The 25,177-nt window shown below is 49.2% G+C and carries 22 protein-coding genes, 1 rRNA gene and 1 riboswitch; of the genes, 1 reads left to right on the top strand and 22 read right to left on the bottom strand.

What is annotated here, in order from left to right; all coding sequences use genetic code 11:
* Positions 1 to 76 precede the first annotated feature (76 nt).
* The 20 genes from ligA to purE form a co-directional block, all read right to left on the bottom strand.
* A complete protein-coding gene (gene ligA / locus ACQKD4_RS12265; RefSeq protein WP_427373516.1) occupies positions 77 to 2,071 on the bottom strand; it encodes an NAD-dependent DNA ligase LigA in 1,995 nt (664 codons plus the stop codon).
* 9 nt (positions 2,072 to 2,080) lie between these two features.
* Positions 2,081 to 4,297 (bottom strand): DNA helicase PcrA, encoded by a 2,217-nt coding sequence (gene pcrA / locus ACQKD4_RS12260; protein ID WP_214747472.1) that lies wholly within the window; start codon positions 4,295 to 4,297, stop codon positions 2,081 to 2,083.
* Positions 4,298 to 4,335: 38 nt separating this feature from the next.
* On the bottom strand, positions 4,336 to 5,016 hold the full coding sequence (locus ACQKD4_RS12255) for a heptaprenylglyceryl phosphate synthase (protein ID WP_427373515.1): 681 nt from the start codon (positions 5,014 to 5,016) through the stop codon (positions 4,336 to 4,338).
* Between the two features lie 88 nt (positions 5,017 to 5,104).
* The gene (locus ACQKD4_RS12250) at positions 5,105 to 5,338 is read right to left on the bottom strand and encodes a hypothetical protein (RefSeq protein WP_214696733.1); all 234 of its coding nucleotides are present in this window, start codon (positions 5,336 to 5,338) and stop codon (positions 5,105 to 5,107) included.
* Positions 5,339 to 5,350: 12 nt separating this feature from the next.
* The gene (locus ACQKD4_RS12245) at positions 5,351 to 6,733 is read right to left on the bottom strand and encodes a TrkH family potassium uptake protein (protein ID WP_214696732.1); all 1,383 of its coding nucleotides are present in this window, start codon (positions 6,731 to 6,733) and stop codon (positions 5,351 to 5,353) included.
* A gap of 35 nt (positions 6,734 to 6,768) precedes the next feature.
* Positions 6,769 to 7,074, bottom strand: a complete 306-nt coding sequence (locus tag ACQKD4_RS12240; RefSeq protein WP_026826878.1) for a YerC/YecD family TrpR-related protein — start codon at positions 7,072 to 7,074, stop codon at positions 6,769 to 6,771.
* A gap of 67 nt (positions 7,075 to 7,141) precedes the next feature.
* Positions 7,142 to 8,884 carry an adenine deaminase C-terminal domain-containing protein gene (locus ACQKD4_RS12235; RefSeq protein ID WP_427373514.1) on the bottom strand — a complete coding sequence of 581 codons (1,743 nt, stop codon included), beginning with the start codon at positions 8,882 to 8,884 and terminating at the stop codon, positions 7,142 to 7,144.
* Positions 8,885 to 9,065: 181 nt separating this feature from the next.
* Positions 9,066 to 11,351 (bottom strand): bifunctional diguanylate cyclase/phosphodiesterase, encoded by a 2,286-nt coding sequence (locus ACQKD4_RS12230; protein ID WP_427373513.1) that lies wholly within the window; start codon positions 11,349 to 11,351, stop codon positions 9,066 to 9,068.
* Between the two features lie 90 nt (positions 11,352 to 11,441).
* The gene (gene purD, locus ACQKD4_RS12225; protein WP_427373512.1) at positions 11,442 to 12,695 is read right to left on the bottom strand and encodes a phosphoribosylamine--glycine ligase; all 1,254 of its coding nucleotides are present in this window, start codon (positions 12,693 to 12,695) and stop codon (positions 11,442 to 11,444) included.
* A 14-nt stretch (positions 12,696 to 12,709) separates the two neighbouring features.
* The gene (gene purH, locus ACQKD4_RS12220; RefSeq protein WP_427373510.1) at positions 12,710 to 14,230 is read right to left on the bottom strand and encodes a bifunctional phosphoribosylaminoimidazolecarboxamide formyltransferase/IMP cyclohydrolase; all 1,521 of its coding nucleotides are present in this window, start codon (positions 14,228 to 14,230) and stop codon (positions 12,710 to 12,712) included.
* On the bottom strand, positions 14,227 to 14,805 hold the full coding sequence (purN, locus tag ACQKD4_RS12215) for a phosphoribosylglycinamide formyltransferase (RefSeq protein WP_224863424.1): 579 nt from the start codon (positions 14,803 to 14,805) through the stop codon (positions 14,227 to 14,229). The genes purH and purN overlap by 4 nt, the downstream gene beginning before the upstream one ends.
* On the bottom strand, positions 14,802 to 15,836 hold the full coding sequence (gene purM / locus ACQKD4_RS12210; RefSeq protein WP_214696720.1) for a phosphoribosylformylglycinamidine cyclo-ligase: 1,035 nt from the start codon (positions 15,834 to 15,836) through the stop codon (positions 14,802 to 14,804). Before purM ends, purN begins: the two co-directional genes overlap by 4 nt.
* 12 nt (positions 15,837 to 15,848) lie before the next feature.
* On the bottom strand, positions 15,849 to 17,258 hold the full coding sequence (purF, locus tag ACQKD4_RS12205; protein WP_074032942.1) for an amidophosphoribosyltransferase: 1,410 nt from the start codon (positions 17,256 to 17,258) through the stop codon (positions 15,849 to 15,851).
* Positions 17,234 to 19,453 (bottom strand): phosphoribosylformylglycinamidine synthase subunit PurL, encoded by a 2,220-nt coding sequence (gene purL, locus ACQKD4_RS12200; protein ID WP_427373508.1) that lies wholly within the window; start codon positions 19,451 to 19,453, stop codon positions 17,234 to 17,236. Before purL ends, purF begins: the two co-directional genes overlap by 25 nt.
* Positions 19,437 to 20,117, bottom strand: a complete 681-nt coding sequence (gene purQ, locus ACQKD4_RS12195; RefSeq protein ID WP_427373507.1) for a phosphoribosylformylglycinamidine synthase subunit PurQ — start codon at positions 20,115 to 20,117, stop codon at positions 19,437 to 19,439. Before purQ ends, purL begins: the two co-directional genes overlap by 17 nt.
* Positions 20,114 to 20,356: a phosphoribosylformylglycinamidine synthase subunit PurS gene (gene purS, locus ACQKD4_RS12190; RefSeq protein WP_074032936.1), complete on the bottom strand. Its 243-nt coding sequence runs from the start codon at positions 20,354 to 20,356 to the stop codon at positions 20,114 to 20,116. The genes purQ and purS overlap by 4 nt, the downstream gene beginning before the upstream one ends.
* A complete protein-coding gene (purC, locus tag ACQKD4_RS12185; protein ID WP_214776119.1) occupies positions 20,353 to 21,057 on the bottom strand; it encodes a phosphoribosylaminoimidazolesuccinocarboxamide synthase in 705 nt (234 codons plus the stop codon). Before purC ends, purS begins: the two co-directional genes overlap by 4 nt.
* 48 nt (positions 21,058 to 21,105) lie before the next feature.
* Positions 21,106 to 22,398 (bottom strand): adenylosuccinate lyase, encoded by a 1,293-nt coding sequence (purB, locus tag ACQKD4_RS12180; protein WP_214696700.1) that lies wholly within the window; start codon positions 22,396 to 22,398, stop codon positions 21,106 to 21,108.
* Complete coding sequence (gene purK, locus ACQKD4_RS12175; protein ID WP_427373506.1) at positions 22,395 to 23,489, bottom strand: 5-(carboxyamino)imidazole ribonucleotide synthase; 1,095 nt, start codon at positions 23,487 to 23,489, stop codon at positions 22,395 to 22,397. The genes purB and purK overlap by 4 nt, the downstream gene beginning before the upstream one ends.
* Entirely contained in the window at positions 23,489 to 23,977 is a 489-nt protein-coding gene (gene purE, locus ACQKD4_RS12170) for a 5-(carboxyamino)imidazole ribonucleotide mutase (protein ID WP_427373505.1), read from the bottom strand. Before purE ends, purK begins: the two co-directional genes overlap by 1 nt.
* Positions 23,978 to 24,046: 69 nt before the next feature.
* Positions 24,047 to 24,148, bottom strand: a riboswitch (purine riboswitch).
* A gap of 147 nt (positions 24,149 to 24,295) precedes the next feature.
* On the opposite strand from purE, the gene ACQKD4_RS12165 reads away from it, so the two are divergent.
* Positions 24,296 to 24,766, top strand: coding sequence for an NUDIX hydrolase (locus ACQKD4_RS12165; protein WP_427373504.1), 471 nt, complete (start codon positions 24,296 to 24,298; stop codon positions 24,764 to 24,766).
* 42 nt (positions 24,767 to 24,808) lie between these two features.
* Here ACQKD4_RS12165 and ACQKD4_RS12160 read toward each other — a convergent pair whose 3' ends face one another.
* Entirely contained in the window at positions 24,809 to 25,000 is a 192-nt protein-coding gene (locus ACQKD4_RS12160; RefSeq protein WP_015880702.1) for an NETI motif-containing protein, read from the bottom strand.
* Between the two features lie 84 nt (positions 25,001 to 25,084).
* Positions 25,085 to 25,177, bottom strand: a 5S ribosomal RNA gene (gene rrf, locus ACQKD4_RS12155); the annotation flags it as partial.

The following is a 25,177-nucleotide window of genomic DNA, read 5'->3' as shown; positions in this document are numbered from 1 at the left end:
GTGCGAACCTGTTCAATCTCATAAAATTTTACAAAACGAACGTGAAAAAAAAAGACGTTCGCCGAAGCGGAACGTCTTATGCGTGTTCATTTAAAAAATCGAGAAGTTTCGCCTCATCCCAAACTTCGATGCCTAACGATTCGGCTTTCGTCAGTTTCGAACCAGCCTTTTCACCTGCCACGAGTAAGTCTGTGTTTTTACTCACACTCCCCGTCACACTCGCACCGAGGAGTTCAAGTTGTTTCCCGGCCTCACCGCGGGTCATCTCATGTAATTTCCCAGTCAATACGACCGTTTTACCAGAGAGCGGTGACCCTTCCGTTGTTGGTCGTTTCGTTCCTTTGAAGGAAAGATTCACACCCGATTCCGAAAGTTCTTTGACGAGTTCACGTGCTTCCGGTTTTTCGAAGTAAAGGACGATCGACTCGGCCATCTTCGTTCCGATGCCATCGATTGACGTCAACTCTTCCACCGTCGCCTCGATGATGGCTTCCATCGTCTCAAAACGCTCCGCAATCAATGAGGCGGCCTTTTGCCCGACAAGGCGGATTCCTAGGGCGAAGAGCACACGTTCGAGCGAATTTTGTTTCGACTGTTCAATCGCCGAAAGCAAGTTCGTCACCGACGTCTCGCCCATACGCTCGAGTCCGAGTAAATCGTCTCGATTCAGGCGATACAAGTCGGCCACGTTATGGACGAGTCCCGCTTCATGGAGTTGCGTGATGACCTTCTCACCGAGTCCGTCGATATTCATCGCTTGCCGTGAGACGAAATGAATCAGTCCCTCGAGCAATTGGGCCGGACACTCGGGATTGACACAGCGATGATCGGCCTCGCCTTCTAATCGAATCAATTCAGACCCGCACGCTGGGCAATGGGTCGGGAACTCGATTGCCCGTTCTTCCCCGCTGCGTTCACTCGCGAGCGCCGAGACGACCGCTGGGATGACATCCCCTGCTTTTTTGATCACGACGCGGTCACCGATATGAAGGTCTTTTTCTTTTATAAAATCTTCATTGTGAAGCGTCGCATACGTCACAGTAGACCCCGCCACAGAAACTGGGGCAAATCGCGCCCGCGGTGTGACTTTTCCGGTTCGACCGACACTGAAGTCGACGTCCTCGATTGTCGTCACGACTTCTTCTGCCGGGAACTTATATGCGACGGCCCAGCGCGGACTTTTCGCTGTAAAGCCGAGTTGTTCTTGTTCTTCGTACCCTGCCACTTTGATGACGATCCCATCGATTTCATACGGGAGTTCGCTGCGCTTCGTCACGTATGTTTCGATATAGTCCCATAGTTCATCCGCCGTCTTGCACGTCGTATAGTCTCCGCTTACGGCGACGCCGAGTCGCTTTAAATAATCGAGTGACTCATCGTGTGACGCGACGAGATCGTCTTGTGACACTAAACCGTAGGCGAAAAACGCCAAGTTTCTCGATGCGGCAATTTTGGAATCGAGTTGTCGGAGTGACCCCGCCGCTGCGTTTCTCGGGTTGGCGAACAATGGTTCACCGACTCGCTCCCGTTCGTCATTCAATTGCTCGAACGAACGCTTCGGCATATATGCCTCGCCCCGTACTTCAAACGTCACGTCCTCCTGTAGACGAAGGGGGATGGCGCGAATCGTCTTCAAGTTTTGGGTGATGTCTTCACCCGTCGTACCGTCTCCACGTGTCGCGCCACGTACGAGACGACCGTCCTCATATCTTAAAGAGACGGCAAGCCCATCAAATTTGAGTTCAGCTACGAATGTAGGTGTGTAGCCAAGGTCTTTCTCGATCCGCTCCACCCACTCCACGAGTTCCTCTTTCGAGAAGACGTTGCCGAGTGAAAGCATCGGTGTGTCATGGGTCACTTTGACGAACGCGTCAAGTGGGGCTCCTCCAACACGTTGCGTCGGAGAGTCCGGAGTCCGAAGTTCAGGATAGTCTGTTTCGATTTGAATCAACTCGTTCATCAAACGGTCGTACTCCGAGTCCGGTACACTCGGACGGTCAAGCACATAATATTCATATCCATATTGATTTAACGTTTTGCGTAGCTCCTCTACACGCTCTGCCATCTCCATCTCTTCACCTCACGCTTTTTCGATTGGGGCAAACTTGGCCAATAGACGCTTGATCCCGACTTCTGGGAATGCGATATCCACTTCGAGTTGGTCGCCTTCTCCACGTGTTTGCACGACCGTGCCTTGTCCCCATTTTTTATGATTCGCTTTGTCGCCGACGTTCCAGCCGACCGTTTCGGCACCAGATGATTGCGCAAGTTTCGGTTTCGGTTTTGAACTGAAGCCGTTCACCGGCAACTTCCCTGGTGACTCGACAGGGTTCCATGGCATTGGCTTTCTCGCCTTACCGGACCGTTCCAACAATGTTTCCGGTAATTCGTGCAAGAACCTTGATTCCGGGTTGTTTTGGAAACGACCGTACAACATCCGTGACTGGGCACGCGTCAAATACAGACGCTTCTCGGCACGTGTGATCCCGACGTATGCGAGACGACGTTCTTCTTCCATCTCTTCCTCATCGTTCAACGCTCGGCTATGCGGGAAGAGACCTTCTTCCATTCCAATCAAGAAGACGACCGGGAATTCGAGACCTTTGGCCGAGTGCAACGTCATCAATGTGACTTGATGCGACTCGTCGACTTCATCAAGCGAATCTAGATCAGATACGAGCGTCAAATCAGTAAGGAAAGCGACGAGTGTCTGTTCATCACTTTCTTTCTCAAAGTTTTGGGCGACCGACAGGAATTCTTGCAAGTTCTCGAGTCGACTTTCTGCTTCGAGTGTCTTCTCGATTTTGAGCATTTCCTCATACCCTGTCTTCTTCAATACTTCTTCGACGAGTTCTGAAATCGAGAGATAGTCTGCCATTTGTCGCAGGTCCATCATCATCTGACGGAAATCTGCAAGTTTCGTCGCCGTACGTGGAGCAATTCCCGACAGTTCGATGTCACGAATCGCATCCATGAGCGAGACGCCTTGCATATCCGCAAAGTCCCCTAATTTATCAATGGTCGCGGCACCGATGCCTCGCTTCGGCTCATTGACGACACGAACGAATGAGATGTCCTCGTCTGGGTTCGCGATCAAGCGCAAGTATGCCAAGACGTCCTTGATTTCTTTTCGCTCATAGAACTTTGTCCCGCCGACCATTTTATACGGGATGTTCGATTTGAGGAGCATTTCCTCGAGACCACGTGACTGGGCGTTCGTCCGGTACAGGACCGCCATTTGACCGTAGTCCATCCCTTCCATCTTCAGTTCTTTCATCTGGTTCATGATGAAGAATGCCTCGTCACGGTCATCGGATGCGACGTGAAGCAACAGCTTCTCTCCTTCAGCATTTTCAGTCCATAAGTTTTTATCTTTACGGGAAGCGTTGTTTTTGATCACGCCGTTCGCCGCTTCTAAAATCCGCTTCGTCGAGCGATAGTTTTGTTCGAGTAAGATGACATGGGCGCTCGGGTAGTCTTTCTCGAACGTCAAGATGTTGGCGATATCGGCACCGCGCCAACGATAAATCGACTGGTCCGAGTCCCCGACGACACATAGATTCTCATGTGCCTGCGCTAGAAGTTTGACGAGCGTGTACTGGGCACGGTTCGTATCTTGATACTCATCGACATGGATGTATTTGAATTTCTTTTGATAAAATGCCAACACGTCCGGCGCTTCTTGGAATAAGTGAATCGTCTTCATGATCAAATCATCAAAGTCGAGCACGTTGTTTTGTTTCAATTTTTTCTCGTATGCCGTGTAGACGTCAGAGATGATTCGTTCATATGGATTGTTACCGACAAGAGCTGCTGCGTCCTTTGCCGTTCGCAATTCGTTCTTATGGTTCGAAATCATCCCGAGAAGTGTACGCGGTTCATACTTTTTCGGGTCGAGATTCAACTCTTTCAACACTTGTTTGATGGCCGTCAATTGGTCCGAGGCATCTAAAATCGAAAAGCTCCGGTCGTATCGGATACGATCGATATCGCGTCGTAAAATACGGACACACATCGAGTGGAACGTGGAAATCCAAATGTCTTCGGCGACCCCACCGACGAGGCGTGCAATCCGGTCTTTCATCTCCCGTGCCGCCTTATTCGTGAATGTGATCGCTAAAATGTTCCACGGTGCCACTTGCTTCGCCGCCATCAAATAGGCAACGCGGTGCGTCAAGACACGCGTTTTACCAGACCCTGCACCCGCCATGATCAACAAAGGACCATCCGTATGCTTGACCGCTTCTGCTTGTTCCGGGTTCATACCTTTGACTAATTCTTCGCTAAGATTATACATAATCGTTTCCTTCCTTGTTCCAAACGTTTGTTCTTATTTTATCGGAGTGCTTGCACAGTCGCAAGTGCCCCTGCTAAGTCTTCATAAATGATATTGCCGACGACAACCGTATCGGCGTACGCTCCCATCAACCGAGCCGACTCTGCCCCATCGATGCCACCCCCATAAAAGAGGTGCGCGTCTGGTAGCGCCAATCGAATTTCTTTCACGACGTCGACATTGCCGAGTCGTCCACTATATTCAATATAGAGGGAAGGGAGACGGAACAAATGATGCCCGACTTCGGCATACGCCACGGCTTGTTCTAACGATAAGTCGCATGTTGACTCCGTCACGTGCGCCACTTTCGCGTCTGGATTTAAGACGAGGTAGCCTTGTGCCGTGATATGACGGGAGTCGAAGAAATGTCCGTAACGTTCAAATGCGCGTGCATGGTGTCCCACAATCCATTCCGGCGTTCCGGCGTTCAGCACGGTCGGTACAAAATAGTGATCGAATCCATCGATGACCTGGCTCGGTTGACTGATTTCAAGCGCGACCGGTAATCCGGCATCCCGGACTCTCGCGAAAAGAGAAAATGTATTCTCTGCATCGACACCATCCGTCCCGCCTATCAGAAAGGCATCAGTGCCGGAGTGGATAAGCGCCTGGAGCGAATCCTCGTCGAGATATTTATTCGGATCTAGTTTAAATACGTGCCGCCATGACTGAAATTTCAATTCTTCCCCTCCCATCGAATCCTTCTCTAGTGTATCGATTTTTTACGTGACGTGCATCTCTCCAATAAAAAAGACTTGCCGAAGCAAGTCACGAACGTGCCGTACGATTCCGTTCCCGTTCCGTCAACCATTTCGCAACAAGCAGTGCGAATAGCGCATATACTGGGACAAACCAGAGCGGATTCGCTAAAAAGAATCCGAGCACTGGAATATCAAGTAATGGCGAGTCTGGCGAACAGAGCGCTGTCCCATTGACGACCGCGATGAACGGCAAGACAGGAACGATAAAGACGTATCCAAAATTAATCCAAAAGGCTTTCATATGACAATCTCCTTATCCTAAGATGATTGATTCTTTCGGATAGTTATACATCCGCTTCGGTTGTCTCCGTTGCAAGATGAGAATGAAGGCGATGACTCCGATTCGACCGATGAACATGAGAATCGTCAGCACCCATTTTCCGACGTTACTGAATTCGGAAGAGAGACCGACAGATAGTCCGGTCGTCCCGAACGCGGAACAAGCCTCAAATAAGATTCGTGTCAATGAGGCATCTTCGAAGTAAGCCATGACCATGACCCCAGATAATAAGACGGCAAGCGACACCGTAATGATGACGAACGCTTTCCAAATATCCTCGAGAACAATCTCACGCCCGAAAATCTTGATCGATGAGTCTCCGCGGATGAACGCGACGACACCAAGAACGGCGACGGCAAACGTCGTCGTCCGAATCCCCCCACCGACAGACGATGGAGAGGCCCCGATGAACATGAGAATCGATAAGAGCAACATGCTCGCTTCCGAGAACAAGTTGACATCGACTGTCGATAATCCACCGTTACGTGTCGTCACGGACTGGAATAGCGAGTCCGAAAGAGACAGCCAGAGCGGCAAATCTTTGAAGGCATTGTTGTACTCAAAAATGAATAAGCCGACTGTTCCGACAGCAATCAAAATAAAGAATGTCGAGACTGTCAACTTCGTGAACAAAGAGAATCGACTTGGGAACGTGTGACGTTTCCGTGTAATACGACTCACCAAGTAAGTCCGAATCTCCACAAGAACCGGGAATCCGATGGCACCACCGGTCATGAGCGCGATTTGCGTGAAGATGACAAATGGATCTTCTCGGAATGGCGCGAGCGAGCTACCGGTAATATCGAAACCAGCGTTCGTCGTCGCACTGACCGACCCAAACAATCCTTGTAAGAAAGCCTCGCCGGCGGTATCAAAATAATTTAAGTAATGGACACCGAGCAAGACGGCACCAACCGCCTCGATCGCAATAACCGTGATGACGATTTCCGTGATGTATTTGACAATACCCGACATCGATGTCTGGTTTTGGTCACGTAAAATCAGTTGTCGTTCCCGAAATCCAATCCGTTTCCCAAGCAAAATCCACATGATCACATGCAAACTGATCAACCCGACACCGCTCACCTGAACGATGAACAAGATGATAAACAAACCAAACGTTGAAAATGTATCGGTGACCACGATTGGTGTAAGGCCGGTAACACTGACACAGCTCACCGCAAAGAAGACGAGGTCCGTAAACGTAATCGTCACACCTGGTTTGTGGGCAATCGGTAAGGCGAGGAGCAACACGGATAAAACGGCTGCCGCGCTATAAATCAACACGAGTGTTTGGACTGGTGTTAAATTTCGAAAGAACAATTGTAAGTTCCGCTTCATGAATTTTTGTTGCATCTCGCCCCTCCCCTCCATCAAAAACAAGATGACTCTTACGAGTCACCTTTTGTTTGTTGTAGACGTTCAAGAGCGAGATCATATCCGCCTGTCCCATAGTTCAAGCAACGTTTCACACGAGAAATCGTAGCCGTTGAGGCACCTGTTGCGTCCTCAATTTTATGATACGTATTGCCTTCACGTATTTGACGTGCCACTTCTAGTCGTTGTGCAAGTGCTTGAATTTCATTAACAGTCGCTAAATCTTCGAATAATTGATAACAGTCTTCGAGTGTATCGAGCTTCAAAATTGCCTCAAACAATTGATCAAGCTCTCGACCTCGTAATTTATCGAGTTGCATCCGCAAGCATCCTCTCTACTCATACTTCTTTATCATTCTAAAGCAGGGGCGGCTCGGACTCAACTATTCATCGCAAAATCGCAGGAAATAGTACTTGTTTTTTCATCACTTCATAAATTCCGAGTGGAGTCGCCCGAACGTACGGCAAGTGTGTGGATGCTAAAAACAGTAACGTGTAAATCGGATCTTCGAACTGATACCCTCGTGCCACAAGCTCGTTACGCAGTTGTTTCTCTTGACCGATGAGCGTCTCAAGCGGCTCTGTCGACGTCATGCCACAGAGCGGTAATGGGATTTCAGCAACGATTTCTCCTCTGTCGACAAGGACGATGCCTCCTCCGAGTTCATTCATCCGCTCGAACGCTAGTAACATATCCTGTTTACATTTTCCTAAAATCAAATAGTCCCCACTGATCGAATACGAACTGACCAGACCGCCAAAATCTTTCGCAAATCCTTTCAGTACCGTGTTTAGTCGCCATTTCCCTTCCTTATCAAGCAACATCAAAAACGACTCGTCCTCATCGCGTGGCAATTCGTCTTGCCCTGTATCGTGCTTGATTTTAAACAGTTTCATGATGACCGAGTTGACCATGTCGAGACCGACGGGCATGCTGAATGACAAGTCTTGTGGTGTCAATTCAATCGAGACGTCAGTCGACGGCATCTTATCAAGCACCGCTTCCACCAATTCGTTCGGGAACAAGGACACACCATCTCGGTAAATCCATTGTCCTTTCGCGATGACAGCCGACGGGCGAGGTTCTTCGATTGAGTCAAGAATATTCAAGTGTGCGATGCGTCCTGGTGCAATCGAACCGAGAATATGATCAAGATCGAAATGACGCGCCACGTTGTGCGACACAATGCGATACGCTTCGATTGCCGGTAACCCTTCTTCTATTAAGATGCGAACGAGAGCGTCCTGCATCCCGTCTTCATAAAAGCCGGGAGTCGAACCGTCCGTTGTCACCATGAGATGATCGCACGCGGTTAATCCGTTCGCAAGCAGATCACGAATCATCCCTGGTAAGTCTGGTCGAATCGAGGAATGACGAAGCGTCGTCGTGTAGCCTAATTCGAGTCGGTTGAGCGCCTCTTCCGCTGTCATCGCCTCATGGTCGCTGTGTACACCCATCAACGCCATTTTAGTCAATGTCTTTGGTGAAGCACCCGGAAAATGCCCTTCGACCGGTAGACCGCACGTCTCTGCGTCAAGCATCCACTGGAGCATCTCATCGTCGCCTTTCAAGGCGCGCGGCCATGCTGTCAGTTCACCGGCCATCACGACGTCCGGATGATTGAACCATTCATGAATTCGTTCTGAATCGACGGCGACACTCTCTCGGTCGAGCTCGGTCTGCGTGTCGAGTCGTGCCCACCAATACGTGCTCGTCGGCAACTGTTGAATCGCTTCAAGTTGCGCAAACGCTTGCTCTTTTTCTTGTAAAAAAAGGAGCATGTTGTCATTGACGAGCGTCGTCGTTCCGCGCTCTCCTGCATACTTAGACAACGTCGCCGGATTGTACAATTGAAATGGATGAGCGTGTGGTTCGATATAACCAGGCACAATATATTTCCCTGACACATCAACCGTTTCGACCGCCGATTCTGGTAGATTTGGACCGACATAGACAATTCGGTCTCCCTCAATCCAAATGTTCGCTGTTTTCCATTGTTTCACATATACGTTCAAATACGTCGCGTTCTGTAAAACGAGCGAAGGTGGTCGTACTCGATCTACGACTTCAAGTTGCGAGCGAATCATCACTTTCGACCACGGTGCCCGCGCCGTTCTTTTTGTTGGCATCGAACCCAATCCTCCCTTTTCCCTTTCAATGCTATTAAAAAATAGTTTTGAAAGCGTTTTCTTACCCTGTTTCAAGTTTACCTTTTCTCTGAAAGGGTCGCAAGTTATGTTCCCTATTGTAACAAATTTCACATATATTTTTCACAAAAAAGGCGGCTCTCCGCACGAAGAGTCGCCTACATCAAATTTGAGTCATGACCGTTTTGCGTAAATAGTGATGCAGCTGTTCTACCGGAATCGGTTTACTGTAATGATATCCCTGGATGAGTGAACCACTATATTCTAATACGAAAGCCAGTTGTTCTGGTCGTTCGACCCCTTCCGTGACGATATCGAGGCCGAGTGTGTGGAACGTTTGATACAATCCTTCTAATAACGCTCGATCAAATTTGTTCTCCGGAATCCCCTTGACGAAGTTCTGGTCAATTTTAATGATATCAAGACGTAGCGATTGAAGGTAAGATAGCGATGACGTACCGACGCCGAAATCATCGAGTGATATTTTGACACCGATTGTCTTCAACGCTTGAATGAACTGTTGGAGTTCATACACATTCCCACCGACCTCGCTTTCTGTAATTTCTACATGCAATCGATGAGGTGGGAAGCTCGTTTTGGTGAGCGTTTCTTCTAGTGCCTCTAAAAATGACCCATCTAAAATCTGACGTTTCGACACATTGACAGACAAAAATAAATCAAAGCGTTCCGCATAGTCTTGAATCTCCGTGATGGCTTTTACAAGTACCCATCTTCCCACATCCGAAATGAGCCCAAGTTGTTCGGCAACGGGAATGAAGACACCTGGGGAGACGAATCCTTTTTGAGGATGATGCCAACGAATTAACGCTTCTACTCCTCTCACTTGAAACGGTTTTGGTGAGACGATAGGTTGATAATACAATTCGAATTCGTCGTGACGCAGCGCATATCGCAAATCTCTTTCCATCTCGAGCGCCTGCAAGTAATGGCTCCCGTCTTCGATGTCCTGATAAGAGAGGATCTTGTCCTTCCCTGATGCTTTAACTTCGTGTAAGACGACATCGAGACGTGCCATCATGACCTCGTAGGAATGATGGGAAGGTTCCAACTCATCAATTCCGATACTTAACGTCAGATGATTCATGCCTTGCTTCAAGCCCCACTCTCTCAAATCTTTCACCAGTTGATTCGCGACAATCAATAACTCTTCAGTCGCCCATCCAGGGTGAATCATGATGAATTCATCAGCTCCGATTCGGGCAACAAAACCATCCTCTTTGTAAAACATCAATCGAGACGCAAAGAAAGATAACATCGCATCACCCGTCCGTTGACCGAACTGATCGTTGATTCGTCGGAAGTTGTCGAGGTCAATCCCCATCACACCGATCGAGTAGGACGTGTTCGGCAAGTTCATAAACATGTCTTCAACGGCCAAGCGGTTCGGAAGGCGAGTCAGAGAATCTCGAAAGGCACGCGTCAACGATTCTTTCTGAGTCTGTTCAAGTGCGTCTAGCACTTCATTTATACTGACTGCCATCTCTTCGATTTCATCCTGCTGATGTGGATTCAATCGGATTCGTAAGCGACTGTTTCGCTCTTTCGTGATCCACTTCAATTCTTTAACGATGTCCATTAACCGTTTCGTGACGATTTGATTCACTGTCCAAAACAAGGTCAACAATAGTCCGAGACCAAGAACGAGAAGTCCAAGCATGCCTGTTTCTAACATCGTCTGTGTGTTTGAATAATACGTACGCTTCACCGAAAAATTGACTTCCCAGTTCGCATCTTGATAGACCGACTGCAGTGGTAACGAGACACGGGCAAACTGATTGTCTTGCTTAATCGTCAATCGTTGATGCGAGAGTGGACTGATAGAAAGTTTCGTTTTTGCCTGTACGCTCATCGCCGCCATGAAGTCTGGACCAATTTTTTGAATGAGGACAAGCGTACCCCCAGGTTCCCCAGTCCCATCACTTTTTACAATCGGATGGCTCATGAACACGACGGGGCCGAAGTCTGTACCATATACCGCACTTTGTGTGACGCCAGACGAGTTGACGTAACGCACCAGTTCATTTATGAAATCATTCTTTTCATTCTTACTGTCCAACTCATAAAATTGATTGAATTCGGAGTAGACGACCTCTCGATTCTGGTCGAGGAAAATCATCGCCCCGACCCCAAGATTGTCGAGCGTTTCTTTTCCCATATTGTTTTCAATAAACGACTCATTTTTGTTTTGAACGAAATCGTAGGCGTTTGTCCAGACCGACCAATCGACAAGGATGCGCTCGAGCATGCTTCGATGATTGGCGAACACTTCTGTCACGCTCTCGATTTGATCGTGGGTCATCGCCTTGTCCTGTTCAATGCTCTTCTCTACGAAATACGGTTTGATGACAAATAGAATGACGCCAATGAAGAGTACGATGTTAACGGCAATCGCAATGAATAGTTTTGTTTGAACACGCAGGTCGACCACCCTCTTTCCTCAAGCTACTTTATTATTGTAGAACAGGATATCGGGATTCCCTTTTTTTCGCATGAAAAAAAGGATGGGTTGACCCATCCTTCAAATAATCTGTGTGAACGCTCGCGACCCGATATCTGTCCGGTGGAACGTATCCGGCAAATCGAGTTGTGCGATGGCTTCATAAACGGCTGTCTTCGCTTCAAGTAGCCTCGGTTTCGTCGCGGTGACAACGAGCAAGCGACCACCGCTTCCCACGACTTGACCGTCTTGCTGTGCAGTTCCAGCATGGAAGACGAGAACGTCCTGCGGGAGCGACTCAAAACCAGACAATACTTGACCGGTGACAGGTCGGTCCGGATAACCTTTCGCTGCGATGACGACCCCCATCGTATAACCCTCGACCCATTCAATCGAATACGGCTCTTTGCGGATGACCGTTTGGATCACGTCGAGGAGCGGTGATTTCAAATTCGGCAAAATGACTTCCGTCTCTGGGTCACCGAAGCGAGCATTAAACTCAATCACTTTTGGTCCGCTCGATGTCAAGATCAGTCCGGCGTATAAGAATCCTTCAAACGGAGTCCCTCGTTTGACCATCGTTTGAGCGAGTGGTTCGAGTACCGTCTTCACCGCTTCTTCATACACGTCCTCTGACAAATGCGGCATCGGACTGTAGGCACCCATACCACCTGTGTTCGGTCCCTTGTCACCGTCATAGGCACGTTTATGATCTTGAGACGTAATCATCGGAATGACACGCTCTCCCGAGACGAACGCCATGAGTGAAAACTCCTCCCCATCAAGGAACTCTTCGATGACGACCTGTGACTGTTGACCGAATTTATCCGTCGTGAAAATATCACGTACCGCAGCTTCTGCCTCTTCCACTGTGAACGCGACCGTGACACCTTTACCAGCGGCAAGGCCGTCTGCTTTAACGACGAGCGGTGCTCCAAGCTTCTCAATATAGGAGAGTGCCGATTCTGCGTCCGTGAACGCTTCGTAAGCTGCTGTCGGGATGCCCGCCTCCATCATGACCTCTTTTGCGAACGCCTTACTTCCTTCAAGTAGGGCCGCTGCTTTCGTCGGTCCGAAGATGTTTAGTCCTTTAGCACGGAACGTATCGACGACCCCTGCCATCAAAGAAGATTCCGGTCCGACAATTGTCCACTCGATATTCGTTTCTTCTGCGAACTGAGCAAGTGCTTCGACGTCTGTCTCATTGATCGACACACATGTCATTCCTTCCATGAAGGCGTTACCTGGTGCAACGAAGACGTGATGTCCGTCTTGTTTTAATTTCCAAGCGAGCGCATGCTCGCGTCCTCCTCGACCGATGACCATTACGTTCATGACGCGAACCCCTCTCAGTGTTTGAAATGTCTGACCGATGTGAATACCATCGTAATGCCGTGACGGTTTGCTGCTTCAATCGATTCGGCATCGCGGATCGACCCACCTGGTTGAATGATGGCTGTAATACCTGCCGCTGCTGCCGCTTCGACTGTGTCTGCCATAGGGAAGAACGCGTCACTTCCAAGCGCTGCGCCTGTCGCACGCTCACCCGCTTGTTCGAAAGCGATTTTTGCTGCTCCGACGCGGTTCATCTGCCCCGCTCCAATCCCAATCGTCGTCTCATCTTTCGCTACGACAATGGCGTTTGACTTCACGTGTTTGACGACGCGCCATGCGAGTTTTAAATCTTCCCATTCGGATGCTGTCGGGCGACGGTCCGTCACGATTTGGCAAGCCGCATCATCGAGTGTCATGTCGTCCCCATCTTGTACGAGCAATCCTCCAGCGACAGCCGTTAAGCGCATCCCTGTCATTTGACCCATATCCAACGTTAACAGACGAAGGTTCTTCTTCTCTTTCAATCGTTCAAGTGCTGCCTCACTAAAGGATGGAGCAATAATGATCTCTAAAAAGATGTTACGAAGGGCATCTGCCGTTTCTACATCGACTTCGCGGTTCAAGGCAACGATCCCACCAAAAATAGAGACCGGGTCAGCCGCATGTGCACGTTCGAACGCCTGAGAAATCGTCCGTCCTACCGCGACACCACATGGGTTCATATGTTTGACGACAACAGCAGCCGGTTCGTTCAATTCGCTGAGTGCTTCAAGGGCCGCATTCGTATCCTGAATGTTGTTATACGAAAGTTCTTTCCCGTGGAGTTGTGTCGCATTCGCGAGTGTCATCCCATCATACAATGGCGTCTTATAAAACGCCGCTTGTTGGTGCGGGTTTTCTCCATAACGAAGGTCTTGAACTTTTTCATACGTGACTGTCAACTGCTCTGGGAAGGTTTCTCCGATTTGACGCCCTAAATAATCGGCGATCAATGCGTCATAAGCAGCCGTATGACGGAACGCTTTCGTGGCGAGACGTTGGCGTGTCTCAAATGATGTGCCACCTTTACGTACTTCATCTGCAACGAATGTATAGTCATTCGGATCAACGACGACCGTGACGCTCGCATGGTTTTTCGCAGCTGAACGCAACATACTCGGTCCACCGATATCGATATTTTCAATCGCTTCTTCATACGTCGTATTTTCTTTTGCGATTGTCTCTTTAAACGGATAAAGATTGACGACCACGTAATCAATCGGTTCGATATCATGGTCTTTCATTTGAGCGACATGTGTATCGAGGTCGCGACGTCCGAGCAATCCGCCGTGAACGAGTGGGTGTAACGTCTTGACACGACCATCTAACATTTCAGGGAACGATGTCACCTCAGAGATGTTTTTGACCGGTAAACCGGCTTGTTGGAGTGCCGCCTCGGTCCCTCCTGTCGAGATGAGTTCGATGCCCGCCTCATGTAGGACAGTTGCTAGTTCCACAATTCCTGTTTTATCAGAAACACTTAATAATGCTCTCACTTGAAAACCTCCTGTTGATTCAACACTTGTTGTAATACGCGCGGATACAGTTGATGTTCAATCGCTTGAATGCGTCGTGTCGCTTCCGTGCGGTCGCATCCTTCAATCTCGACTGACGCTTGTGCGATGATCGGACCCGTGTCCATCCCCGCATCCACATAATGAACCGTCACGCCACTCGTCGACACGTTCGCGTCAAGCGCCTGACCAATCGCGTCTTTCCCCGGAAAGGCGGGCAAGAGCGAAGGATGAATGTTTATGATTCGGTTCGGATATGCGGATAGTAACACATTTCCAATCAAGCGCATATACCCTGCTAACACAATATAGTCCACTCGAAGCGAATCGAGAAGGACGAGGATTTCTTCCTCGAACTCCTCTTTAGACGCATACGTTTTCGGTGTGAAGGAAAAACTCGGAATTCCGTGACGCTCCGCACGGTCGAGAACCGTCGCTTCTGGTTTGTCCGTGACGAGTAGCACGCATTCGGCTGACAATTGCCTATCGGCAATCGCCTGCCAAATGGCTTCAGCGTTACTCCCTGACCCTGATGCAAAGATGGCAAATCGTTTCATTGGTCCACTCCTGAGATTCGGATTCCTGGACGACTCTCGACTTTCCCGATTCGATGCGCTGTTTCACCGACACGTTCGAGCGCCGCTTCGACCAGTTCCACATCTTCAGGACGTACCGTAATCATATAACCAATGCCCATGTTGAAGACGTTGAACATTTCCTGTTTCGAGATGTTTCCGACTTGTTCGAGCCAGTCGAAGACAGGAAGGCTTGGCCAACTCGATGCATCGAACGTGATCCCGAGTCCTTCCGGTAACATACGAGGGACATTCTCATAGAAGCCACCACCTGTGATGTGTGCCATTCCTTGTACTTTACCTGTCGAAATCGCCGCTTTCGCCGCTTCAGCGTAAATGCGTGTCGGAAGAAGCAACGCGTTCCCAAGTGTCGTATCAAGCATCGCAATTTCATCCGTATAGTGAAGACCTTGCGCTTCGACGATATGACGTACAAGAGAAAAACCGTTTGAATGAACACCTGAAGAAGCAAGCCCTAGAACGACATCTCCATCCTGAATCGTTGAACCATCGAGTAAGTGCTCTTTCTCAACGACCCCGACCGCAAACCCGGCAATGTCATACTCTCCATCCGGGTACATTCCAGGCATCTCAGCCGTCTCTCCTCCGACGAGGGCACAACCGGCTTGGACACATCCTTCAGCGACCCCGGCAACGATGCGCTCAAGTTTAGCCGGTTCTGCTTTTCCTGTCGCAATATAGTCGAGGAAATAGAGCGGTTCTGCTCCATGAACGAGGCAATCGTTGACGCACATCGCGACGCAATCAATTCCAATCGTGTCATGTTGGTCGAGCGCGAAAGCCAACTTCAGCTTCGTCCCGACCCCATCCGTCCCACTCACGAGAATGGGATGTTTCATGTTCATCGAGCCGAGGTCAATCATCGCCCCGAAACTACCGAGACCTGTCATCACTTCCGGACGCATCGTCCGAGCGACGTGACGTTTCATACGGGATACGGCCTCGTATCCTGCTTCTAAATTCACACCCGCTTGTTCATATCGAACGCTCATCGGTTTTCCCCCTTAAGCCTTTGTCTCTGTCACGAGTTCTGCAAGTTCAGTCGGATAAAGTCCCGTGAAGCATGCAGCACACTGCCCGCGTAGCGCTCCTTCAAATGGACGATCGATGGCTTCGACCGTTCCATCCAATGTGAGAAACGCTAGTGTGTCGGCACCAATCTCTTCTCTAATTTCTTCAACGGATTTGGTTGCCGCAATTAACTCTTCCTTTGTTGATGTATCGATTCCGTAATAGCATGGATGCTTGATTGGCGGTGACGTGATGCGCACATGCACTTCCGTCGCGCCTGCCTCTCGAAGCAAAGTGACGATTCGGCGGCTCGTCGTTCCTCGGACGATGGAATCATCGACCATGATGACCCGCTTCCCATTCACGACACCGCGTAACGCCGACAGTTTCATCTTCACGCCGCGCTCCCGTAATTCCTGAGAAGGTTGAATGAATGTCCGTCCGACATAACGGTTCTTAATGAGTCCCATCTCGTATGGGATTCCACTCGCTTCGGCATAACCGATTGCCGCGGAAATACTCGAGTCCGGCACCCCCGTCACGACATCCGCTTCGACCGGCGCTTCTTCGAACATCTTTTTCCCCATAGCTTTGCGCGCCGTATGCACGTTGATGCCGTCGATGATCGAGTCCGGACGTGAGAAGTAAATGTATTCCATCGAACACATCGCACGAACTGCCGCTTCACTGAAACGTTCAGATGTGATGCCCTCATTCGTAATCATGAGTAACTCGCCTGGTTCAACGTCTCGGACATACGTTGCTCCAACGACGTCAAACGCACATGTCTCTGATGCGAAAACGTACGCACCGTCTTCCGTCTTCCCGAGTGACAAGGGACGTAACCCATGAACGTCGACTCCGACGTATAGGGCATCTTCTGTCAAAAATAAGAAGGCGAATGCTCCAACGAGACGAGCCAAGCTATCCGCAATGCGTTCTTTCAATGAATTACCGCGACTCCGCTTAATAAGATGGGCCACGACTTCCGTGTCAGACGTCGTTTGGAAGATCGCACCCTCCGCTTCGAGCATATGTTTCAACTCAGTCGCATTCACAAGGTTTCCGTTATGCGCCATCGCCAAGTCCCCTGTCAACGACTTGAAATGGAGCGGTTGAACGTTCTCGAGCGTGTTGCCGCCCGCTGTCGAATAGCGTACGTGACCGATTGCATGATTCCCGGTGAGTGCGTCGAGAGACGTTTCGTCAAATACTTCGGTGACGAGCCCGAGTCCACGTTTCGCGTGGAGACGCTCTCCGTCCGCCGTTACGATTCCCGTTCCTTCTTGGCCACGGTGCTGCAAACTGTGAAGTCCGTAGTAGGCAAGGTGTGACGCTTCGATGTGACCGAACACACCGAAGACGCCACATTCCTCGTTCATGCCTCGGATGTCATATAACATGGAATAGCTCCTTCCCATACACGTTCCAACTCTTGCACATCCATTTCAATCAAGCGATCGCTCGCGCGAACAACAACAGTTGCCGCTTCTGTGACCGTACCGATTGCCGTTCCGTTCGTCATGCTCGCGAATGCCTCTGCTTTTGTTTGGTCGACTGTCACGAGGAAGCGTGACTGGGATTCACTAAATAGCGCAGTGACGAGTTCTGTATCGATTGTGACGTCGACACCGAACCCTGTTCCGAAAACGAGTTCTGGTAACGCTGCCGCAAGACCACCTTCTGACACATCGTGTGCCGCCGTGACAAGACCTTCACGAATCGCTTGAAGTAATGCTTTCTGCGTCTGACGCTCTTCCTGAAGGTCGAGTGTCGGCGCATGTCCGCTCACTTTTCCGTCTTGGAGCATTTGAAGGGCACTGCCACCAAATTCTGTTTTTGTCTCTCCGAGTAAGAAGACGACGTCTCCGCCATGTTTCGCAAACGATGTCGTAATATGCTCTGGCTTCTCAATGAGACCGACCATTCCAACGACCGGTGTCGGATAAATGGCTTGTCCGTTCGATTCGTTGTATAACGATACGTTTCCACCAATGACAGGTGTATCGAGCGTCCGGCACGCTTCCGCCATTCCTTCAACGGCTTGGTCGAGTTGCCAGAACCCTTCCGGTTTATCCGGGCTGCCGAAGTTGAGACAGTCCGTCAAAGCAAGAGGCTCTGCACCACTTGCGACGATGTTACGTGCCGCTTCAGCGACAGCGATTGCCCCACCGACACGCGGGTCGAGATAGACGTATTTCGCGTTACAGTCGGTCGTCATCGCGAGCGACTTCTCCGTCTCACGAATGCGGATGACTGCAGCATCACTGCCCGGTGCGACGACTGTCGATGTTTGAACCATATGGTCGTATTGCTCATACACCCAACGTTTCGAGGCGATGCTCGGCATCGCAAGCACGTCTTTCCAAGTCGCCATCACATCTTCGACGATTGGTGTGACAGGACTCATGGCTTGGAAAGCTTCGTAGTAGGCTGGTACTTTTGAAGGTTTATGATAGACAGGAGCGTCTTCTGCGAGCGCGTCGACCGGTACCTCTGCTGCGACCTCTCCTTGGTGAACGAGGCGAAGCACTTTCTCTTCGATGACCTCGCCGACCTTGATCGCGTGAAGTCCCCACTTCGTCACGATCGCTTCAATCTCGTCTTCATGTCCGGCTTTGACAACGAGAAGCATCCGCTCTTGTGATTCCGATAGCATCATCTCGTAAGGCGTCATGCCTGTCTCGCGTTGCGGGACGAGGTCTAAGTTCATCTCAATCCCCATGCCGGCTTTTGAGGCCATCTCAGCTGAAGAAGATGTCAATCCAGCTGCCCCCATGTCTTGAATCCCGACGAGCGCCGGGTGTTTGATGACTTCAAGACACGCTTCAATCAATAGCTTCTCCATGAACGGGTCTCCGACTTGTACGGCTGGACGCTTTTCGTCCGCGTCTTCCCCGAGTTCTTCAGAGGCGAATGTGGCACCATGGATTCCGTCGCGTCCAGTCGTCGCTCCGACATACATGACCGAGTTCCCGACACCTTCTGCGATTCCTTTTTGAATGTCTTCATGACGGATGAAACCGACGCACATTGCGTTGACGAGTGGGTTTCCAGAGTAGGCCGGGTCAAAGGCGACTTCGCCACCGACAGTCGGGATACCAACACAGTTTCCGTAGCCGGCAATGCCTGACACGACATGACCGAATAAATGTTTCACACGTGATTCGTTCAAATCTCCGAAACGGAGTGAGTTCAACAATGCAATCGGACGGGCACCCATCGAGAAGATGTCACGAATGATTCCGCCCACCCCAGTCGCCGCTCCTTGATAAGGTTCAATCGCTGACGGGTGGTTATGACTCTCGATTTTAAAGGCGACAGCTTGACCGTCTCCGATATCGACGATTCCCGCCCCTTCTCCTGGTCCTTGTAAGACGTGCTTTCCGGTTGTAGGAAACTTCCGGAGCACAGGTTTCGAGTTTTTGTACGAACAGTGTTCAGACCACATGACCGAGAAGAGACCGATTTCTGTATAGTTTGGCTCCCGGCCAAGCAGTGAGACGACGAGTGCGTATTCGTCGTCCGATAATCCCATCGTGGCATAAATCTTTTCATCGCGGATTTGCGTAGCTGTCGGTTCAGTTGTAAGTAACATGTCGTGCCCCCCATTTTACAATTGACGTGAATAACCGTTTACCGTCTTCCCCACCGAGCAATGCTTCGACCGCACGCTCTGGGTGTGGCATCATGCCGAGTACGTTTCCTACTTCGTTCGTGATGCCGGCGATCTGTTCGACCGATCCGTTCGGGTTCTCTTTATAGGTGAACGCAATCTGACCATTTGCCTTCAATGTCTCGAGTGTCGCCTCGTCACAGTAGTAGTTGCCCTCACCGTGTGCGATTGGCACGCGAATCGTTTCCTGTGCCGCATAGTCACTTGTGAACATCGTCTCGTTATTTTCGACGACGAGTTCGACAGTCTTACACATGAATTTCAAATCACGATTTCGCATCAACACGCCTGGGAGGAGTCCCGCTTCGACAAGTACTTGGAATCCGTTACATACCCCAAGCACCGGACGTCCTTCTTCTGCGAAACGTTTTACCTCAGCCATAATCGGTGAAAATTGAGCGATTGACCCGCAACGCAAGTAATCTCCATATGAAAAGCCACCTGGTAAGAGCACCCCATCGAACCCTTCAAGTGAGGTTTCTGTATGGAACACGTATTCCGCTTCTTCCCCGAGCACGTCTTTTACCGCATGATACATGTCGAGGTCACAGTTTGATCCTGGAAAGACGATGACCGCGAACTTCATGCAAGTACCCCCATCTCGATTTCATAATTTTCAATGACCGTGTTGACGAGTAGTTTCTCACACATCTCTTTGACCATGTCTTCTGTCGTTTCATCAGCGACCTGAAGCTCGATGACTTTCCCGATGCGAACCGATTCAATTCCAGCAAATCCAAGATGCTCGAGTCCGCCTTTCACAGCTACTCCTTGTGGGTCGAGTACACTTTCACGTAATGTCACATACACGTTTACTTTTTTCATTGTCCATTTCCCCCTATGCGTGTTAACAATTGTCCATACGTCTCAGTCAAAGAACCTAAATCGCGACGGAATACGTCCTTATCCAACTTTTGTTTCGTCTCTTTGTCCCACAGTCGGCACGTGTCTGGTGAAATCTCATCCGCTAAGATGATGGTTCCGTCCACTTTCCCGAATTCTAGTTTAAAATCAATCACGTCAATGCCATGTTGACCGAAGAAATCGAGTAATACATCGTTTACCCAAAGGCCAAGTTGTCGCAATGTTTCGACTTCTTTATGTGTAGCGACTTGCAATAAACGGATATGGTCTTCTGTTAGGAGTGGATCCCCGAGCGCATCATCCTTATAGTAGAACTCGACAATCGGTGCAAGGAGCGGTGTCCCTTCTTCCCAACCGAGTCGTTTCGCCAGGCTTCCAGCCGCTACGTTTCGAACGACTACTTCTAATGGAATGATGTCGACACGGCGTACCAACTGTTCTCGCTCTGAGATTTGTTTGATAAAGTGCGTCGGAATCTTGTTGTCATGCATCAATTCGAACAGCTGCGTCGTGATGGCGTTGTTCAGGATCCCCTTCCCATCGATTGACTCTTTCTTCTCTCCATTGAATGCTGTCGCATCATCTTTGTAATACACGCGAAGCACACCCGCTTCTTCTGTCTCAAATAACGCTTTCGCCTTGCCTTCGTAAATTGCTTTCATCTGAACCGTCCCCCTTAAAAGTGAGAGGGGCATATCGCCCCTCAACGATTACAAACCACAGCGTTCAAAAATTGTATCGACACGGCGTACGTGATAACGCGGATCGAACAATTCATCGAGCTCTTCACTCGTAAAGAGTGCGCCCATTTCTTTGTCCTCTTCAATCAATGTTCGGAACATCGTCTCTTCTTCCCATGCTTGCATCGCCTTCGGTTGAACCGCGTCATATGCAGCTTCACGCGACCAGCCTTTCTCGATGAGACCGAGCAGAATACGTTGCGAGAAGATAATCCCGAACGTACGGTCCATGTTGCGACGCATGTTATCTGGGAAGACCGTCAAGTTCTTCACGATATTGCCGAATCGATTCAACATATAGTTGAGAAGAATCGTCGCATCCGGGATAATGATTCGTTCTGCTGACGAGTGCGAGATGTCACGCTCATGCCAAAGCGGAACGTTTTCGTAAGCCGTCATCATATGACCGCGAATGACACGCGCAAGACCCGTCATGTTTTCAGAACCGATTGGGTTTCGTTTATGCGGCATCGCCGACGATCCTTTTTGTCCTTTGGCGAAGAACTCTTCCACTTCACGTGTCTCTGTCTTTTGAAGACCGCGAATCTCTGTAGCCATCTTTTCAATCGATGTCGCAATCAAAGCGAGCGTCGACATATACTCGGCATGACGGTCACGTTGGAGCGTCTGTGTCGAGATCGGTGCAGCTTGGATTCCGAGTTTGTCACACACATATGATTCGATGAATGGGTCGATATTCGCAAACGTCCCGACGGCTCCACTCATTTTCCCAAACTCAATCGTTTCGCGTGCTGCCATGAAGCGTTTCTTGTTGCGCTTCATTTCTTCATACCAAAGGGCGAGCTTCAAACCGAACGTTGTCGGCTCTGCGTGCACACCGTGTGTCCGTCCCATCATGATGTCATATTTATGCGCTTTTGCTTTTTCTGCAAGAATGCCGATGAAGCGATCTAAATCGGCTTCTAAAATATCATTCGCTTGCTTGATTAAGTACGAGAGCGCCGTATCGACGACATCCGTCGACGTCAAACCGTAGTGTACCCACTTCTTCTCTTCCCCGAGTGTCTCGGAAACGGCACGCGTGAACGCAATCACATCGTGACGCGTCTCTTGTTCAATTTCTAAAATACGATCAACATCAAACGATGCTTTGTCCCAAAGGACTTGTACATCTTCTTTCGGGATAATTCCAAGTTCACTCCAAGCCTCACACGCGTAAAGCTCAACTTTTAACCAAGCCTCGAACTTGTTTTGATCGGTCCAAATGTTCGCCATCTCTGGGCGGGTGTAGCGTGAAATCATAAAACGGTCTCCTTCCAAATTGCCAGTTGTTCGATGGTATGAAGCGCATCCTCGACCGTGTCACCGAGAACATTCAAGTGTCCCATCTTGCGACCTGTCTTCGCTTCATCTTTTCCATACAGATGTAGTTTAACATTCGATGGCAATGCTTTGACATTGAGTCGTTGCATATGTTCGCCGAGAAGATTGACCATGACAACCGGAGTGGTCAGTGTCGTTCGTCCGAGACGCATCCCTGTCACGGCTCGAATGTGTTGTTCAAATTGTGAGGTCTCACATGCATCAATCGTGTAGTGTCCAGAATTATGTGGACGTGGTGCGAGTTCGTTTACGTAAAGGCGACCATCTGGCATGACAAACAACTCGACAGCGAGTGTTCCCATCAACCCGATGTGGTCTGCGAGTTGAAGTGCGAGATGTCTCGCATCTTCTTGAATCTCATCAGCGACACGAGCCGGTACGATGGATAGATGTAGAATGTTGTTATGATGAATATTTTCACTGATTGGGAACGTTGACGTTTCTTCTTCTCCACGCGTCACAATGACCGAGATCTCTTTTTCAAACGGCAACCAAGCTTCAGCGACATATTCTTGTTCCGTGAACTGTTCAATGAATGCCTGAACATCCTGTTCCGTCCGAATGACTGTTTGCCCTTTTCCGTCATAGCCGAAGCGACACGTTTTGACGACAAATGGCAACCCAAGCTTCTCTTTCGCCTCCCGAACATCTCGAGCGGTACGTACTGAAACATAAGGTGCGACTCGTAGTCCTGCAGATTCAATCATTTGTTTTTCTAAGATGCGATGTTGCGTCGCTTTCAATACATCCATTCCTTGTGGACATTTTTCTTCAATTGCAGCAATCATTTCTGTGTCGATATTCTCGAATTCGTACGTCACGATGTCAGAATGGTCGGCGAGTTTCTTTGCGGCATCGACATCATCAAATGAGGCAACAATTGAATCTGCCACTTGAGCAGTCGGTGCATGTGGGTTTGGATCGAGACAAAGTGTCGTATACCCCATTGCACTCGCACTAAGAGACATCATCCGTCCAAGTTGTCCTCCACCTAAAATTCCGATTCTCATCAGACCAACTCCTCCGTTCCTCGCATCGCCATCTCTTGTTTCTTCTCCCGAAATGCATCAAGTCGATTTGTAATGTCTGTGGAGTGAATGCTAAGAATTTGAGCAGCAAGTAATCCCGCATTCGTTGCTCCTGCTTTACCAATCGCAACAGTTGCTACTGGAATTCCTGCAGGCATCTGAACAATCGAGAGTAGCGAATCCATTCCATTGAGAGCTTTAGACTGAACAGGGACACCGATGACAGGAAGTGTCGTTTTCGCAGCTACCATTCCAGGAAGGTGGGCTGCTCCACCAGCACCCGCAATGATTACATGAATGCCTCTGCCCCGTGCCTCTTCAGCATATTCGAACATAAGGTCAGGTGTACGGTGAGCTGATATGACTTGTTTTTCATATGGAATCTGTAACTCATCTAACATGTCACATGTATGTTTCATCGTCTCCCAGTCAGATGAACTACCCATGATTACTCCAACTACTACGTTCATTCCAAATGTCCCCCTTACAAAAAGAAATCCCTAAACCGAGCAATCAGTTTAGGGTATAGGCATGACAAATACACGTCAGCTACACCCCATAGTCTGATCAGAATCGGTGATCAGGTAGAAACTTGCAAGCCATTTCCTTGCGATTATATGGAGCACTATTTATTTTTCCTATCTCACACGCCTATCGTACCTTGTTCTTTGAAAACATGTCAATAAACTGCGAACATTTTAATTGTCTGAATATTTATCGTTCGCTTTTTGGATATAAGAAGAATCTTCTTTGCATATCCTGTATTCTATTATAAAAGGGGGAGTTAGATGAGTTACATATCGAGTCTTCGGGAAGTGATTGGCAACCGTCCGATCATCAGCGTCGGAGCGACCATTTTAGTCATCAATCAAAAACAAGAGGTACTGATGCAATTCCGATCGGATACACTTGACTGGGGTTTACCAGGAGGATCGATGGAGCTCGGAGAAACGTTGGAAGAAGTCGCTGCACGAGAATTAAAAGAAGAAACTGGACTTTTCGCTAAGAAATTTGAATTCATTCAAGTCTTTTCCGGTTCAGATGGTTATTTTAAATATCCGAACGGCGATGAAACATACGGTGTCATCCATTTATATCAGGCAAAAGGAGTACATGGAGAACTTCTTATGGAAAACGGTGAAAGCCTGGCTCTTGAATACTTTAGTAAAGAGAATCTTCCTAAAAAGATAGAGAAACGCGCTCAAACTTTATTGGATGTGCTTGGAGACCGATGCTTTGAACGCGAGCATTCATTTTAAGATATAAAAAAGCCGTCACACAGATAGTGTGACGGCTTGGCATTAGGATTCTTTAGAGACGCATTCAAATAAAATCGATTGATGGGAATGGACAGGTTCATCTTTGGCTCCCGTTTGCTCAAAGACGGGCTTTTCAATGCGGCGTATAGGACGATAACCCATTTCATTGATTCGATCTAAACATTCGCTGACCGTTTCATTTGGTTCGACATATACTTTGATCTTCTTAGCCATTTCTTACGTCCTCTCTTCCACTAGACTTAATCGATGATAAGAAAAAACGGCGGCCCTTGAGCGAATGCTCCAGAACCACCGTTTGCCTGGCAACGTCCTATCCTCACAGGGGGAGATCCCCCAACTACTTTCGGCGCTGAGACGCTTAACTTCCGTGTTCGGCATGGGAACGGGTGT

Origin of the sequence: Exiguobacterium sp. NPDC077395, from assembly GCF_050269125.1 — a bacterium.
In the GTDB taxonomy this organism is placed as follows: Bacteria; Bacillota; Bacilli; order Exiguobacteriales; family Exiguobacteriaceae; genus Exiguobacterium; species Exiguobacterium aestuarii_A.
This window is presented reverse-complemented; position numbering and strand designations above follow the sequence as displayed.